12 protein-coding genes and 1 pseudogene are annotated in these 16,257 nt (G+C 32.8%); 10 read left to right on the plus strand and 3 right to left on the minus strand.

Going from position 1 to position 16,257, the window contains the following annotated elements; translation table 11 throughout:
• Nucleotides 1–1,041 carry a pyridoxal-phosphate dependent enzyme gene (locus R3L15_RS05500; protein WP_338733737.1) on the plus strand — a complete coding sequence of 347 codons (1,041 nt, stop codon included), beginning with the start codon at nucleotides 1–3 and terminating at the stop codon, nucleotides 1,039–1,041.
• Between the two features lie 138 nt (nucleotides 1,042–1,179).
• Nucleotides 1,180–2,439 carry an aminotransferase class I/II-fold pyridoxal phosphate-dependent enzyme gene (locus tag R3L15_RS05505; RefSeq protein WP_338733738.1) on the plus strand — a complete coding sequence of 420 codons (1,260 nt, stop codon included), beginning with the start codon at nucleotides 1,180–1,182 and terminating at the stop codon, nucleotides 2,437–2,439.
• A gap of 57 nt (nucleotides 2,440–2,496) precedes the next feature.
• Here the strand turns inward: R3L15_RS05505 and R3L15_RS05510 are convergent, their stop codons facing one another.
• Nucleotides 2,497–3,621 carry a GTP cyclohydrolase gene (locus R3L15_RS05510; RefSeq protein WP_338733739.1) on the minus strand — a complete coding sequence of 375 codons (1,125 nt, stop codon included), beginning with the start codon at nucleotides 3,619–3,621 and terminating at the stop codon, nucleotides 2,497–2,499.
• A gap of 18 nt (nucleotides 3,622–3,639) precedes the next feature.
• Nucleotides 3,640–4,629 carry a transporter gene (locus R3L15_RS05515; protein ID WP_338733740.1) on the minus strand — a complete coding sequence of 330 codons (990 nt, stop codon included), beginning with the start codon at nucleotides 4,627–4,629 and terminating at the stop codon, nucleotides 3,640–3,642.
• A gap of 101 nt (nucleotides 4,630–4,730) precedes the next feature.
• On the opposite strand from R3L15_RS05515, the gene R3L15_RS05520 reads away from it, so the two are divergent.
• The 4 genes and pseudogenes from R3L15_RS05520 to R3L15_RS05535 all read left to right on the plus strand — a co-directional run bounded on the left by R3L15_RS05520 (nucleotide 4,731) and on the right by R3L15_RS05535 (nucleotide 10,204).
• Nucleotides 4,731–5,006 (plus strand): DUF4834 family protein, encoded by a 276-nt coding sequence (locus R3L15_RS05520; protein ID WP_338733742.1) that lies wholly within the window; start codon nucleotides 4,731–4,733, stop codon nucleotides 5,004–5,006.
• A gap of 29 nt (nucleotides 5,007–5,035) precedes the next feature.
• A pseudogene (locus R3L15_RS05525) lies at nucleotides 5,036–7,467 on the plus strand (YfhO family protein).
• A 1-nt stretch (nucleotide 7,468) separates the two neighbouring features.
• Nucleotides 7,469–8,749 carry a glycosyltransferase family 4 protein gene (locus R3L15_RS05530; RefSeq protein ID WP_338733743.1) on the plus strand — a complete coding sequence of 427 codons (1,281 nt, stop codon included), beginning with the start codon at nucleotides 7,469–7,471 and terminating at the stop codon, nucleotides 8,747–8,749.
• Nucleotides 8,750–10,204, plus strand: a complete 1,455-nt coding sequence (locus R3L15_RS05535; RefSeq protein WP_338733745.1) for a polysaccharide biosynthesis C-terminal domain-containing protein — start codon at nucleotides 8,750–8,752, stop codon at nucleotides 10,202–10,204. It abuts the gene before it with no gap.
• A 76-nt stretch (nucleotides 10,205–10,280) separates the two neighbouring features.
• Here R3L15_RS05535 and R3L15_RS05540 read toward each other — a convergent pair whose 3' ends face one another.
• On the minus strand, nucleotides 10,281–11,297 hold the full coding sequence (locus R3L15_RS05540) for a hypothetical protein (protein WP_338733747.1): 1,017 nt from the start codon (nucleotides 11,295–11,297) through the stop codon (nucleotides 10,281–10,283).
• A gap of 323 nt (nucleotides 11,298–11,620) precedes the next feature.
• On the opposite strand from R3L15_RS05540, the gene R3L15_RS05545 reads away from it, so the two are divergent.
• From R3L15_RS05545 to R3L15_RS05560, 4 genes are all read left to right on the plus strand, one after another.
• Nucleotides 11,621–12,802 (plus strand): T9SS type A sorting domain-containing protein, encoded by a 1,182-nt coding sequence (locus tag R3L15_RS05545; RefSeq protein ID WP_338733748.1) that lies wholly within the window; start codon nucleotides 11,621–11,623, stop codon nucleotides 12,800–12,802.
• 69 nt (nucleotides 12,803–12,871) lie between these two features.
• On the plus strand, nucleotides 12,872–13,762 hold the full coding sequence (locus R3L15_RS05550; protein ID WP_338733750.1) for a YitT family protein: 891 nt from the start codon (nucleotides 12,872–12,874) through the stop codon (nucleotides 13,760–13,762).
• Nucleotides 13,762–14,340: an HD domain-containing protein gene (locus tag R3L15_RS05555; protein ID WP_338733751.1), complete on the plus strand. Its 579-nt coding sequence runs from the start codon at nucleotides 13,762–13,764 to the stop codon at nucleotides 14,338–14,340. The genes R3L15_RS05550 and R3L15_RS05555 overlap by 1 nt, the downstream gene beginning before the upstream one ends.
• Nucleotides 14,341–14,387: 47 nt before the next feature.
• The gene (locus R3L15_RS05560) at nucleotides 14,388–16,217 is read left to right on the plus strand and encodes an adenylate/guanylate cyclase domain-containing protein (RefSeq protein ID WP_338733753.1); all 1,830 of its coding nucleotides are present in this window, start codon (nucleotides 14,388–14,390) and stop codon (nucleotides 16,215–16,217) included.
• Nucleotides 16,218–16,257 lie beyond the last annotated feature (40 nt).

Raw genomic sequence — 16,257 nt, forward strand, 5'->3', positions numbered from 1 at the left:
ATGGGACAAAAAAATCAAGTTTTTGATAACGTATTAGATTTAGTGGGCAACACACCCTTAATTAAGTTAAGGAAAGTTGTAAAAAACTTAAAAGGTAATTATTACGCCAAAGTAGAAGCCTTTAATCCAGGGCACTCTTCAAAAGATAGAATTGCCTTGCACATTATAGAACAAGCAGAAAAAAAGGGTATTTTAAAACCTGGAGATACGATAATAGAAACTACTTCTGGTAATACAGGATTTAGTATAGCTATGGTAAGTATTATTAAAGGTTATGAGTGTATACTTGCTGTTAGCTCAAAATCTTCACCAGATAAAATAGACATGTTAAAGTCTATGGGAGCTAAAGTTTATGTTTGTCCAGCACATGTAAGTGCAGACGATCCAAGATCTTATTACGAAGTAGCAAAAAGACTGCATCAAGAAATTAAAGGCTCTGTGTATATTAACCAATATTTTAACGAGCTAAATATAAATGCCCATTACGCTTCTACAGGGCCAGAAATATGGCAACAAACAGAAGGTAAAATCACGCATTTAGTAGCTTGCAGTGGAACAGGAGGTACTATCTCTGGAACCGCAAGATATTTAAAAGAGCAAAACCCAAACATAAAAGTTTTAGGTGTTGATGCTTATGGCTCGGTTCTTAAAAAGTTTCATGAAACGAAAGAATTTGACGAAAATGAAATCTACCCGTATAGAATAGAAGGGTTAGGTAAAAATTTAATACCAGGTGCTACAGATTTTGATGTTATTGATGAGTTTGTAAAAGTAACCGATCAAGAAAGTGCTCATACAGCAAGAGAAATATCCAAAACAGAAGGTATATTTGTAGGTTATACCTCTGGAGCTGCCATGCAAGCTGTTAAACAGCTTAATGAAGATGAGAAATTTAACGAAGACGATTTAATTGTAGTGATGTTTCCAGACCATGGATCACGCTACATGAGTAAAATATATAGCGATAAATGGATGAACGAACAAGGGTTTTTCGATTCAGAGAATATCGAAGAAGCTGTAGGCGTTCAATATGTGAAATAACTTACAAAAAACAATAGCTAAGAAAGCTGACCAACGGTCGGCTTTTTTGTTGGTTATTAACAATCGTGCATAAAATAATTATGTTAGGAATATATAAATGCCTAATTTTGCAAGAATGAACTGTGATTAATAGTTAATATGAAGGATTTATTCGATAAGATTTACAGAGACAAAGGACCACTAGGAAAATGGGCTTCACAGGCCGAAGGATATTTTGTTTTCCCTAAACTGGAAGGACAAATATCAAACCGAATGAAGTTTCAAGGAAAAGATGTTATAACTTGGAGCATTAATGATTACTTGGGGTTGGCTAATCACCCAGAAGTAAGAAAAGTTGATGCTGCAGCAGGCGAAAAATATGGTTCTGCTTATCCTATGGGAGCAAGAATGATGTCTGGTCATACAGATCTTCACGAAAAGTTACAAAACGAACTAGCTTCTTTTGTTAGTAAAGAAGCAGCTTACCTTTTAAACTTTGGCTATCAAGGTATGTTATCTACTATAGATGCCTTAGTTTCTAAAGACGATATTATTGTTTACGATGTCGACTCTCATGCATGTATTATAGATGGTGTGCGTTTACATATGGGAAAACGTTTCACTTACAAGCATAACGATGTAGAAAGTTTAGAAAAAAACTTAGAAAGAGCAACAAAACTTGCCGAGCAAACAGGCGGTGGGATTTTAGTGATTTCTGAGGGTGTTTTTGGTATGCGAGGTGAGCAAGGTCGTTTAAAAGACATTGTAGCCTTAAAAGAAAAATACAACTTCCGTTTCTTAGTAGATGATGCTCACGGTTTTGGAACTCTAGGAAAAACTGGAGCAGGTGCAGGAGAGGAACAAGGCGTACAAGATGGTATCGACGTTTATTTTGCTACTTTCGCAAAATCATTAGCTAGTACTGGAGCTTTTATAGCAGCAGATCAAGAAATTATAGATTATTTAAAATATAATTTACGTTCTCAAATGTTTGCAAAATCATTGCAAATGCAATTGGTAGAAGGTGCGTTAAAGCGTTTAGACATGCTACGTACTATGCCAGAATTAAAAGCTAAACTTTGGGAAAATGTAAATGCTTTACAAAGCGGGTTAAAAGAACGTGGTTTTGATATAGGAACAACACAAAGTTGTGTAACACCAGTATATCTAAAAGGAAGTATTCCAGAAGCAATGGCTTTAGTTAAAGATTTACGTGAAAATTATGGAATATTCTGTTCTATAGTAGTATATCCTGTTATACCAAAAGGCTTAATTTTATTGCGTATGATTCCTACCGCTACGCATACTTTAGAAGACGTTAACGATACATTAGAAGCGTTTTCAGCTATTAGAGATAGATTAGAAAATGGTACTTACAAACGCTTGTCTGCGTCAGTTGCAGCGGCAATGGATAAGTAGTCAAAAATAAAATTACACATATAAAAAATCCGATGAGTTATCATCGGATTTTTTTGTTTATAACATCTTTTTAAATGTTTTTCGTCGCTTTATAACTTCGGCATTAAATTCTTTCCAGATTTGTTGTGAGGCTGTATTATTAACAAGTTCTGGAGTACGTATGCAAGTTTCAATATTATGCTTTTTAAAGGTTTTATTAAATTCATAAAAAATAACTGCTGTAACACCTTTATTTTGAAACTTAGGATCGACACCAATTAAGTAGAATAATAAGGTCTTACTTTCTTTTTTAGCTTTAAGTAGTTTTAAAAATCCAAAAGGGAACAATTTACCATTAACTTTTTGTAATGCTTTAGAAAAAGATGGCAAAACAATAGCAAACGCAATCATGTTGTCGTCTTTGTCAAATACAAATTTGATATACTCTGGGTTGACAAAGTTTATAAACTTCTTTTTAAAATAATCTCTTTGCTTGTTGGATATAGGAACAAATGTAGATAGGTCTTTGTAAGAGTTGTTAAACAGCTCAAACATCGTGTCTAAATGCGGTATAAGCTCTTTAGTAGTTGTAAAATTACCCACTTTAAATCCGTAACGTTTCATGATAAGATTATACGCTTTCATAAAACGTAAATCGCCCAGTTGACTCATGTAAAAGCGGCTTTCTACATATTCTTTTTCTGGCATAAACCCTAATTGTTCAAAGTGCTTAGCATAATACGGGTGATTGTACCATGTTACCATGCTGCCTATTTGGTTAAACCCTTCGGTAAGCGCGCCAACTTTATCTAAGTTTGAAAACCCAACAGGCCCTTCAATAAATTCAAGATTATTTTCTTTACCTATTTCTTGAACTTTGTCTAGTAAGGTTTTAGTAACTTCAATGTCATCAATAGTATCAAACCAACCAAAGCGCATTTTTTTTAAGCCTTGATGTTCTGTTTCTGATTTATTAATTATGGCAGCAACGCGACCTACTATAGTTTTGTTTTTATAAGCTAAAAAGTATCTTGCTTCGGCATTTTCAAAAACAGGATTTTTATCACTGCTTAATGTCGCCATTTCATCGGCAATAATTGGTGGTACCCAATATTCTGAATCTTTATATAATTTAAACGGAAATTTAACAAAGTCTTTAAGCTCATTTTTGCTTTTAACTTCTTTTAAGGTAATATTACTCATAAAATAGTTTAGTTAGTATCAATCAAAATCAACATCAATGGACTTGGATCGTTTTTTGCGTTTTTTACGATTATTTCCTTTGGCGTTTTCTTGACGTTCTAGTTCATCTTCAACAGATGTTCCATTATCTGTTTTTTTGTCTTTATGGAAGTCTAATCTGTATGATGCGCCTAGAGTAACACCAAATACAGATGGGGTATCTTTGGTATTAAATGTTAAAGCGGTATCTAGTTGAAAATTTCTACTCCATAAATAAGCGCCACCAAAACGAATTAAATTATCGGCATAAAAATCGCTACTTATACCTTGTGTTTCGCCAAAAAGCACCCATTGGTCTGAAATAGATTTTGTTAAGGTTAAAATATAACTAAAATCGGACTGATCTGTACCTATTCTATCAAGCATAAAATTGGTAACAAAAACCCATCCGCTAGCAAAGTTATTTTGTGTAGCTACCATAACTTTTGGGCTAAAACCTTCTATTCCTGGAGCCGTATAAGGGTTGTCTTTAGTATCGTAATTTGCTCCTGCATACACAGAAACGGCAGGAATTAAATCTTTCCATTTAAAACTATGATTGGCTTTCCAACTATAAATGTTAGGTTTATCTTCTCCGGCGTTTTTGTAGGGATCGTAAACTAAATATTTTGCGCCTAAAGTAAGGGTTTTAAAATTACTGTATTTTTCTTCAAACTCTGTAATGCTATTGGTGTAAGTACGTGTGGTGGATTGAAAAGCACCTTCTAAATTAATTTCTAGTTGTGGCCAAAGCAAGCCATAACGAACAGAAAAGTCGGCTCCAAAACTTTTATCTTCAGTTTTTCTTAAAGAGTGATCTTCGTTTAACATATATGGGCCAACTTCAAATTGCACCACGTTAGTTCCTACAGCAAAAGCACTTTTGGAAACGCCTGGTCTGTTGGAATTTATAACTTCGGTATATTGAGAAAAAGCACTTAAGGCACATAAAAAAGTACCAATAAACAAATAGGTTTTTAAAGCTTTCATGAGAGTTTCTTTGGTTTCAAATATATTGATTTTATATATTTTTTAAGTATTTAATATTTATTTTAAAGCAGAAGAGTTCTATTTTTGTAAAAAATAAGACTATGCTTCAATACGCGTCAATAACCGGAGTTTTAAAGATTGTTTTAATTATTCTGTTGGTTTATTATGGATTAAAAATTCTTTCTAGAATTTTTGCTCCTGTATTAGTGAAGTATGTAGCTAAAAAAGCTGAAGAAAAGTTTGGCGATATGAACGCTCAGTATCAAGATACTAAGAAAAAGCAAAAAGATGGAGAGGTGACTATCGATAAAATGCCAAATGCTAAAACTTCTAATAAAAATGTTGGTGAATATGTAGATTACGAAGAAATTGATTAATTTTCGCAATCATATTCTAAAACTAATACATGCAACTTTCTTTTAAGAAATTACTTCCGCACATAGCAATAATTGTTGGCTTTATAGTCGTTTCCCTATTTTATTTTAGTCCTGTTTTACAAGGGAAATCTATTTTTCAGAGTGATATCATGCATTACATAGGCATGGCAAAGCAACAAAACGATTTTCGAGCAGAAACAGGAGAAGAAACCTATTGGACTAACAGTGCTTTTGGTGGTATGCCTACATATCAATTAGGGGCAAAATACCCACATAACTATATTAAGAAACTTGATCTAGCATTACGGTTTTTGCCAAGACCTGCCGATTATTTATTCTTATATTTTATAGGGTTTTACATTTTACTATTATCGCTTAAAGTCGATTTTAGGCTTTCAGCACTTGGGGCTTTAGCTTTTGGGTTTTCAACGTATTTAATTATTATTCTTGGAGTAGGACATAATGCCAAAGCGCATGCCATTGCTTATATGCCGCTAGTGTTAAGCGGTATTGTTTTAACATTTAGGCAAAAATACATACTAGGCTTTTTAGTAACAACCGTTGGAATGGCACTAGAGTTGGTTGCCAATCATTTTCAAATGACTTATTACTTGCTGTTTTTAGTGCTAGTTTTAGGTATTGCCTATTTGGTTGATGCTTATAAAAAAGAAATGATTCCGCAGTTTTTTAAATCGGTTGGATTAATGGTTTTAGCAGTAATCTTAGCCATTGGGTTGAATGCTACAAATATTATGGCAACCCAAGAATACGCTAAAGAAAGTACACGTGGTCAAAGTGAATTAACCATTAATCCTGATGGTTCGCCAAAAGCGGTAACCTCAGGATTAGATAGAGATAAAATTACAGAATATAGTTATGGTTTTTTAGAATCGCTTAACTTGTATATTCCACGACTTATGGGTGGTGGAAGTCTTGAAGATGTTGGGAAAAACTCAGCCTCTTACGATTTCTTCTTACGTATGGGAGCTTCGCCATTACAAGCAGCCGAACAAGTTAAACGTGTGCCAACTTATTGGGGCGATCAGCCTATACTAGAAGCGCCTGCTTATGTTGGAGCCGTTATTCTCTTTTTATTTGTATTTGCCTTATTCTTGGTAAAAGGACGCTTAAAATGGTGGCTTGTTGGTGGCTCATTACTATCGTTATTACTATCTTATGGGTATAACTTAAGTTTCTTAACCAATTTCTTTATTGATTTTGTGCCACTTTATGATAAATTTAGAGCGGTAACTTCCATACAAGTTATTTTGGAATTATGTATTCCTATTTTGGGTGTTTTTGGCTTGGTAAGATTGTTTAATGATTTTGAAGCTGATGACAAGAAACTTAAAGCCCTAAAATACACGGTGTTAATTACAGGTGGTTTAGCCTTGTTATTACTAGTGTTTAAGGCGTCGTTTAGCTTTTCAGGGGGAATGATGCGTTTTACCGTCAGAATTATGGCGAGCAATTTATCAATGCTATAAAAGAAGATAGAAAAGCATTTTTTACAGAAGATACATTAAGAACCTTAGTATTGGTCCTGCTTTCTGCTGGATTAGTTTTTATGTATTTAAAGAAAAAGTTATCACAAAATTTAGTTATTGTAGGGTTTACAGTATTAATTTTATTTGATCTTATTGTCGTTGACAAACGTTATGTAAATAACGATAACTTTGTAGCTTCTATTAAAGTAAATAAGCCTTATCAAGCTACAGAAATAGATAAAAAGATACAAGAAGACACGTCTAATTTTAGAGTGTTAGATTTATATTCAAGAGAACCAGCAAAAGCATCGTATTTTCATAATTCTTTAAGCGGTTATCATGCTGCCAAATTAAAACGCTACGATGAGTTGTATGATTTTCATATAGCACGTAATAATATTGAAGTGCTAAACATGCTTAATGCTAAATATATTATTGCTGATGGCGAAAATCAACAGCCTGTTATTTATCCAAATCCAGAAGCTAATGGAAATGCATGGTTTATAGAAAATTTAAAGCCTGTAGAAAGCGCTAACAAAGAGATCCTAGCTTTAGATAGTTTAAATACTAAAAAAGAAGCCGTTTTTAACCATATTGAGTTTAGTAGTAGATTTAAAGATTCTGGAATTCCGAGTTTTACTGTCGATTCTACAGCAACTATAAGTGTTAAAGAATACAAACCAAACTATATTAAATACGAGACTTCAAATTCTAACAATGGTTTTATGGTGTTTTCTGAAGTTTACTATAACCATGGTTGGCAAGTATATTTAGATGGAAGAGAAGCATCGTATATGCGTGTAAATTATGTATTGCGAGGTATGCAAATACCTAAAGGGAACCATATTATTGAATTTAAGTTTGAACCTCCGGTTGTAAAAACAGGAAGTCGTATAGCTTTATCTAGCTCCTTATTATTTGGACTTATTTTAATAGGCGGCATCATGTATCAGTTTAAAAGAAAATCTAACTAGATTGCAAAAAAAGGCACTTATTATAGCATATTATTGGCCACCAGCTGGCGGTCCTGGTGTGCAGCGCTGGTTAAAGTTTGTGAAATATTTACAAGATTTTAATATAGAGCCTATTGTTTATGTTCCAGAACATGCACATTACCCTATAGTAGATAATAGTTTAGTAAACGAGATACCTAAAGATATTAAAGTTATTAAGCATCCTATAAAAGAGCCTTATGGTATAGCTAACGTGTTTTTTAAAAAGAAAACACAAACTATGAGCAAGGGAATTATTACAACGGAAAACAAACAAAGCTTTATAGAGAGGTTGTTACTATTTATTCGTGGTAATTTTTTTATTCCAGATGCTAGAAAATCTTGGGTTAAACCTTCGGTAAGGCTTTTAAAAGATGTGATAGCACAAGAGCAAATAGAAACGATAATAACTACTGGGCCGCCGCATAGTGTTCATTTAATAGGATTACATTTAAAACAAGCGTTAGGAGTAAAGTGGTTAGCCGATTTTCGTGATCCTTGGACAAACATAGGTTACCATAAGCAATTAAAACTGTTGCCTTTTGCTAAAAAGAAACACAAGAAGTTGGAACAGCAAGTACTTAAAGAAGCTGATAATATAATTGTAACGAGTTTTGCGACCCAAAAGGAATTTTCTCAAAAAACCAAAGTGCCTATTTCTGTGATAACAAATGGGTATGATACTGAAATGTTTCAAGATCATGTCACGTTAGACTCTAAGTTTACTATTTCTCATATTGGGTCGTTATTATCTAAAAGAAACCCAGAAATACTATGGAAAGTTCTAAATGATTTACTAAAAAATAGTGAAGGATTTAAAGCTGATTTTCAACTTACTTTAGTTGGTCATGTTGGAGGGGAAGTACTTGAATCAATCCATAAAAACAATTTAAGTAATTATTTAAATAACATTGGGTATATAAAACATAAACAGTCTATTACGTATCAAAAAAAATCACAAGTGCTATTGCTTTTAGAAATTGATTCGGTTGAAACGGAAGCTATCATTCCGGGAAAACTCTTTGAGTATTTAGCAACACAACGCCCAATAGTAGCAATTGGCCCAAAACAATCTGATGTAAAAACAATATTAAAGGAAACCCATGCAGGAAAATATTTTTCTTATGAGGACTACAATGTGCTTAAAAAAACTATTTTAGAGTATTATAAAGCCTTTAAAGAAAATAAATTACAGGCACATTCTATGCATACAGAAAAGTATAGCAGAAAAGCTTTAACAAAGACGTTATCAGAATTAATATAAATGGGAGTTGTATTTAATCAATCTGCAAAAAATACCATAACAACCTATTTGGGCTTTGCAATAGGCGCTATAAATGTATTGTTTTTGTATACGCAGTTCCTTAGTCCTGAGTATTTTGGATTGATTTCCTATATATTATCTACCGCTAATATTTTAATGCCTTTAATGGCTTTTGGTGTGCATAATACCATTATAAAATTTTACTCTTCTTTTAAAAGCCGACAATCACAAAATAGCTTTTTAACACTCATGTTATTTTTGCCGCTAGCTATTATTATTCCGTTTGGATTTATAGGTTGGGTTTGTTTTAATGAGATAGCAAATTGGATGTCTGCAGATAACATTATTGTTAAAGATTATGTTTGGTTAATTTATGTAGCTGCTGTTTCGTTTGCGTATTTTGAAGTGTTTTATGCCTGGTCTCGCGTACAATTTCAGTCGGTTTTTGGCAATTTTATGAAAGAGGTTTTTCATAGATTAGGTATAATGATTCTCTTGTTATTATTACACTTTGAACTTTTAGCTACTGATGCATTAATTTATGGTATTGTAGGTATATATATTGTTAGAATGATTATAATGAAATTGTATGCTTATAGCCTTCATTTTCCTAGGCTACAATTGTCTAAACTCCCTAACATACCATCTATTTTAAAATATACAAGTTTAATTATTTTAGCGGGATCGGTTGCTAATATTATTTTGGAAATAGATAAATTCATGATTAACAGATATGTAAAATTAGACGACATTGCTTATTACAGTGTGGCAACATTTGTTGCTGCGGTAATTAGTGTTCCTGCGCGATCTATGCACCAAATTGTGAGCCCTATAACAGCCAAATTACTTAATGAAAAAAATAAAAAAGAGTTAGCTTTTTTATACAAAAAAAGTTCCTTGAATTTATTTATAATCTGTGGCTATTTATTTTTGCTAATTGTTTTAAACATTAATGAACTTTATAAGCTAATAGATGAAAGATACGCCAATGGGATTGTGGTTGTATTTGCTATTGGGATAGCTAAGCTTATGGAAGGTCTTTTAGGGAATAACAATGCCATTTTATTTAATAGCGATTATTATAGAAAGATACTACTTTTTGGGGTCGTTCTTGTTTTTGTAACCATAGTATTAAATTTAATATTCATTCCCACCTTTGGTATTAATGGAGCCGCTTTTGCATCGTTAATTGCTTTTGTTATTTACAACGTTATTAAAATATGGTTTGTTTATAGTAAATTTAAAATAATGCCTTTTACCGTAAATACCGGTAAAGTATTGGTTTTGATATTGGTTAGTTTGGGTGTTTTTTACTATTGGGATTTTGCATGGCATCCAGCTGTTAGTATCCTAATTAAAAGTGCATTAATTAGTTGTTTTTATGGGGTTGTTGTGTATACTTTAAATCTATCAGACGATATTACAGTGCTTATAAACCGAATTATAAAGCGTTAAAAAAGGGAAAATCCCACGATGTTGCTTTGAGGCAAACTTATCGCAGGACTTTCCAACTAACCAACCAAAAATCTTATTATCTTCTACCTCTATTTTTATTACTGTTAGAGGCAACTAGTCTTTTATTTTGAGACCTTGTATTATACTTACGTGTATTTACACGATTTGGTTTTCGTATTTTAGAATTATTTCTACCTTTTATATTATTAGACACACGTTGTCTTGATTTTGTCACATTTTTATTAGAATTTTTAACTCTAGATTTAGTTGCTTTCCTAGAGATAACTCTTGATTTGCTTGATCGTGTAGTAATTCTATCAGCCAATCTTGCAGAACGATTTCTAGTTACATTATTACGAGATCTAACTGTAGCATTGTTGTCTTGTCTTGTTCTGTTGTTAGCAACACGATGTCTCGTAGCCGATGCTCTGTTTCTCGTTATTGTTGTTCCACGTCTATTAGCAACTGCAGTTCTTGGTCTATAATTATTTCTATAAGGAGTTGTAAACCTTTGACGTGTTGGTCTATAGTGATTTCTATAAGGTCTATTGTAAACAACACAATGTGCTACCGGTGGAGCCACATAAAATCTATGCCAAGGTCTATAAACATAACTTCTGTTGTATCTATTTATAAATCCTGTATAATGTGTAAATACACGATTTCTATAATGAACATATAATCCACCTACACGAGATACATAACCAAAACCATTATAGTTTATATAAATGTTTCCTACACGGCTTATACGACCATAATAATCATAATAAATAGGAATATGTTCTATTTGAATTACGGCGCCAAATTCATCGTACTGTACATAACCATTATAGTTATATCCAGAATTAAAACTAATATTTAATCCAGGTGTGTTTATGGCTACATTTACATTTGGACCATATTGCGGCATGTAAAAATCAAATTGTCCATCTGGGAAAATCGAAAACTCAATACCACCTTCTACAAATATGAAAGAATTACCATAGCCTCTAAAGTTTGTAGCTTTAGCATTGTTTTCGTTTAAACTCGTGGTTGCATTAACAGTAACCCCTGTTAATAGCAAAACTGTAAATAAGTGAATTAATTTTTTCATAATAATAGAATTTGTGATTCACTAGTAAAGAATCAAACAGCATGCCAAAAAACAACGATAATATTTAATATGTTGTTTTACAGTGTTTTGAAAGTGTTTATTTACCCGGTTTTTGTATAGAGAAGTTTTTATCGTATAAAAAAGCATTTAACCGAAAAAGTATTAAAATGTACTTTATCAATTTTAAATAAGCTTAAATTAGTAACAAGATTAATAGCATTAAAGTAGAGTAGTAACTCAACTTTAAATAGTTTCCCTTTTTACTATAGAATTCAACATACTTTTTCTAACAAAAAGTAGATTTTTTAAATGAAACTATAATTATGAAAATTAATCTGTTCCAACACAAAAAGGTATTTAACCTAATAATATGCCTATTAATTAGTTTTGTAAGTTACTCTCAAACTGTAGACTTAATTGCAGAAATAGATGAAGATGCTCCATTTACCAATGGGCAAACCTTTAATTATACATTAGAAGCTGTAGCGGGTAGTTCGATTTACGCAGGCTTAACAGTTGTTTTAAATTATGATCCATCTGTATTACAAGTCAATTCAATTTCTCAAGTATATAATTTCGATTTTCAAACAGATGATATCTCTCAACTAGGAATAATTAGTTTTTCGGGAGGTGATTTAGGAAGTCCATTTTTAACAGGAACAATTACAGCTTTTACTGTTGAGTTTACTGTTTTAGATGCTTCACAAACGGTTTCAATAACCCATGATTTAGAAGGAACCACTAGAACAAAAGTATCCGACACATTAGGGAATTCTGTTTTAGGACAAACTAATGATATACATATTGATCCCAATGGTTCTGTCGATTTATTAGCAAGTGTAAATGTAATGCCGCCTTTTACTAATGGACAAACCATTACATATACTATGCAAGCTATTGCTGGAGGAACCGTTTATGCTGGTTTAACCACAAAATTATTGTACAACCCAGCTGTACTACAATTTGTTTCCTTGACACCTGTATATAATTTTGATTTTAATTTTGATGAAACTACAGTACCAGGAGTTATAGAATTTAGTGGAGGCGACTTTAGCCCCTTTCTAACAGGAACAATAACCGTTTATACTATAGATTTTATTGTTTTAGATGCTTCGCAAACTGTTTCAATAATACATGATTATAGTAGTGGAGATAAAACTCAAGTTGTAGATACTAATGGTACAGATATTTTAGATGAGGCTAACGATATTATTTTTGAAACTTTAACAATAGAAGATGGTAATACGTCTTTTAAAAAAAACATAGCAATCTATCCTAATCCAGTAGGAAAAAAGCTTTACATAAAAAATACACATAAAAATAATAACCTTATAATTAAAAGTGTCTTTATCTCCGATTTAAACGGACGTGTAGTAAAACATTTTAAAGGGAGCTTTGAAAATGAATATGAGGTAGATGTTTCATCACTAGAAGCCTCTATTTATTTTGTTAAGGTTGTATCCAACTCAAATCAAACTTTTCAACATAAAATTGTAAAACATTAACATTTTGAATTCAACTTATTTAAAAACAGTATTTTAGAGGGTGCTTTAACTTAAACCAACTAAAATAAAATGAATAGAACAATATCAGAAACACTTGATTTACGATCAATCTTATCATTAAAATCCTTAATATTAAAACTTTTAGGAGTTATCTGCGCTGTAGTCGCCATAAAAGGGTTTATGATTCCCAATCACTTTTTAGATGGAGGACTATTGGGAATATCTATTTTACTACATGAATTTTACCATATAGATGTATGGTTACCATTGTTATTACTCAACATTCCTTTTGTAATTATTGGATACAAAAAAATAGGGAAAAATTTTGCAGCACATGCGTTATTATCTTTAATATTTTTAGGTATAGCATTGATAATTTTACCAGTCCCAGAAGTAACCAAAGATCATTTTTTAGTAGCTGTGTTTGGAGGTGTTTTTGTAGGGCTGGGTATAGGTTTTGTTATAAGAAGCGGAGGCGTAATCGATGGATTGGAGGTGATTGCCGAATATACCAATAAACAATTTGGACTATCAACCTCAGAGATTATAATGGCTATAAACACAACAATATTTTTAATCATCGCCTTTTTTCTAGGTATTGAAAAAGCAATGTATTCTATAGTCACTTTCTTTACAGCTATTAAAATATCTGATTATGTAGTTGATGGCTTTGAAAAACTGATTTCCTTGACCATTATTTCTCCCAATTCTGAAATGATTAAATCCATGGTAGTCAATGAATTTGACAAGCCCATCACCGTATATAAAGGAGAAAGGGGGAACCTTCCTGGCTCTTTCGGAATAAAAGCCGATTGTGATATAATTGTTACGGTTGTTACCAGATTGGAAGTGCATAAAATCAAAAAAGCCATTGCAGAAAGAGACCCCAAAGCATTTATGTTTGTACAAAACATTAGAGAGGTTGGTGGTGGGATTTTAAGTAAAAAAAGCGGGCATTGATGAGAGCTTCTTTCAGCACCATAAAATTACATGTCTTAAGAAAATTGTTAAATACCCTACCCAATTATCTAACCTACCATAGTGTTGCGCATACCAAATACGTTCTTGAAAAAGTGATTTACATTGCTTCAAAGGAAGGAGTTACTGGTCATGATTTGTTTTTATTGAAAATAGCTGCCTTATATCATGATATTGGCTTTATTCAAACCCATATTGAGCATGAGAAAATAGGTTGTGAAATTGTAAGAAAAGAATTGCCCAAGTTTGAAATTTCAAAAGAAGACATTGAAGCCATTTGCGGAATGATCATGGCTACAAAAATCCCACAACAACCAAAGACGCATTTAGAAGAAATCCTAGCTGATGCCGATTTGGAGTACTTAGGGACAAAACATTTCTTTTCGGTTAGTGAATTATTATATCAGGAACTAAAATATTATAATACTGATCTATCGCGAGAAGAATGGAATAAAATTCAAATCAACTTCATCGAAAATCATCAATATCACACTAATTTTTGTAGACGCTATAAATCTTTTAGAAAGGAAAAACACCTTAAAGCTCTAAAAATGAGGTAATCTATGCTTTCTTTTGTACATTTATAGGGCTATTAACCAACCAAATAATGAGAAAGTCAATAATTTGTATTGCCCTAACCTTAACCTCATTTTCAATAGTTTCTCAAACCCAAATGGATTCCCTCTGGACGGTTTGGAACGATCAAACCAAACATGATTCTATCAGATACAATGCTTTGGATGGATATCTTACTCAGGGATTTCTTTTCAATCAACCCGATTCTGCGTATGTGTTAGCGCAGCAGATAATTGACTATGGATTGAAAAATGGCAAGGTCATCCACCAAATAAAAGGATTAAATTCACAAGGTATTTCTAAAGGTATACAAGGCGATTTTGATACGGCTTTGAATCATTTCTTTAACGTCCTGAAATTAAGTGAAAGCATAAATGATAAAGAATGGATAGCCGAATCTCTTAAGAATATTGGTCGTGTCAATACCATAATAGGTGATCATGAAAAAGCCTTGGAATACTGTCAAAGTGCCCTCGAAATCCAAGAGGAAATAGGTGATGAGCTTGGAAAGACCAAATCATTAACCAATATCGGACTTATTAAAAATTATCAAAACGATTTTAAAGGTGCTTTGCGAAATTACAAACGGGCTTTAGCTATCCAGGAAAAGATGAATGACGAAAAAGGAATTGCTAATTCATTAATCGTCATAGCCGAAGCTCATACAAGTTTGAAAGAGTATTCCAAAGTTGAAGAATACATCAAGCGTAGTATAGCCATTTCCGAAAAGCTCAACAATAAACGTGCATTGATAACGGCAAAGTCCACTCTTGCAAGAAATTTTAGTGCAAAAGATGACTTTAAGAATGCCGTTACAGCTTATGAGGAATTAATACCATTGGCCAAAGAAATGAATGATTTGAACTTAGAACAGAATTTTCATCACCATTTATATTATGCTCATAAAAAAATAGGCAATGCTAGTAAAGCTCTAGAAAGTTACGAAAAAATGATTGCCTTAAGAGATAGTTTGAACTCTATCGATATGGCCAAGAAAATTCAAAAAGTAGAGTTCGATAAAGAACAGCTTGCCGATAGCCTAGAACATGAAGCTGATAAACTTAAAACTGAAATGGCGCATCAGGTTGAAGTGAGAAAAAAAGACAAAAATAAAAATATTGCTATTGCAGCTGGACTTTTCTTTTTGCTTATATCTGGTGGATTATTTGGTCGTTGGCGTTATACCAAAAAAGCCAAAGCTATTATCGAAAAAGAAAAAGATCGCAGCGAAAACCTATTGCTCAATATCCTTCCAGCCGAAGTTGCCGAAGAGCTCAAAGAAAAGGGGGAAAGTGAAGCCAAGGATTTTGATGAGGTAAGTGTAATCTTTACAGACTTTCAATCTTTCACCCAAACGGCAGAGCGCCTTACCGCCAAAGAACTGGTCAATGAAGTCAATACCTGTTTTAAAGCCTTTGATGCCATTACGGAAAATTACGGTGTAGAGAAGATAAAGACCATTGGTGATGCCTATATGGCTGCTGGCGGTCTTCACACCCCTAGAAAATCAGAACCAAAGGACGTGGTAAAAGCAGCTTTGGAGATGCAAGACTTTATGCTAAAACATAAAAGAGAGCAGGAAAAATTGGGCTCGACCACTTTTGAAATGCGTGTTGGTGTACATACTGGTCCAGTGGTGGCTGGTATTGTTGGCGTGAAGAAATTTCAGTACGATATTTGGGGAGATACCGTAAACACGGCTTCAAGAATAGAGAGCAATGGTGAAGTTGGAAAAGTGAACATTTCAGAAGTGACGTATAATTATCTAAAAGACGATCCAGATTTTGTATTTGAAAGTAGAGGCAAGGTACAGGTCAAAGGTAAAGGTGAGATTATGATGTATTTTGTGAGCTTAACATAAAAAAATGATTAATTTTAAGCTATTATTTTTTTAGTGTCTT

The sequence above is a fragment of the Mangrovimonas cancribranchiae genome, from assembly GCF_037126245.1.
GTDB classification, from domain to species: Bacteria; Bacteroidota; Bacteroidia; order Flavobacteriales; family Flavobacteriaceae; genus Mangrovimonas; species Mangrovimonas cancribranchiae.

Excerpts from the sequence above, each read along its gene's own strand:
- R3L15_RS05505 (WP_338733738.1), top strand. The coding sequence starts at position 1,180 with ATGAAGGATTTATTCGATAAGATTTACAGAGACAAAGGACCACTAGGA.
- R3L15_RS05500 (WP_338733737.1), top strand. The coding sequence starts at position 1 with ATGGGACAAAAAAATCAAGTTTTTGATAACGTATTAGATTTAGTGGGC.
- R3L15_RS05520 (WP_338733742.1), top strand. The coding sequence starts at position 4,731 with ATGCTTCAATACGCGTCAATAACCGGAGTTTTAAAGATTGTTTTAATT.
- R3L15_RS05555 (WP_338733751.1), top strand. The coding sequence starts at position 13,762 with ATGAGAGCTTCTTTCAGCACCATAAAATTACATGTCTTAAGAAAATTG.
- R3L15_RS05550 (WP_338733750.1), top strand. The coding sequence starts at position 12,872 with ATGAATAGAACAATATCAGAAACACTTGATTTACGATCAATCTTATCA.
- R3L15_RS05540 (WP_338733747.1), bottom strand. The coding sequence starts at position 11,297 with ATGAAAAAATTAATTCACTTATTTACAGTTTTGCTATTAACAGGGGTT.
- R3L15_RS05515 (WP_338733740.1), bottom strand. The coding sequence starts at position 4,629 with ATGAAAGCTTTAAAAACCTATTTGTTTATTGGTACTTTTTTATGTGCC.
- R3L15_RS05560 (WP_338733753.1), top strand. The coding sequence starts at position 14,388 with ATGAGAAAGTCAATAATTTGTATTGCCCTAACCTTAACCTCATTTTCA.
- R3L15_RS05535 (WP_338733745.1), top strand. The coding sequence starts at position 8,750 with ATGGGAGTTGTATTTAATCAATCTGCAAAAAATACCATAACAACCTAT.
- R3L15_RS05545 (WP_338733748.1), top strand. The coding sequence starts at position 11,621 with ATGAAAATTAATCTGTTCCAACACAAAAAGGTATTTAACCTAATAATA.
- R3L15_RS05510 (WP_338733739.1), bottom strand. The coding sequence starts at position 3,621 with ATGAGTAATATTACCTTAAAAGAAGTTAAAAGCAAAAATGAGCTTAAA.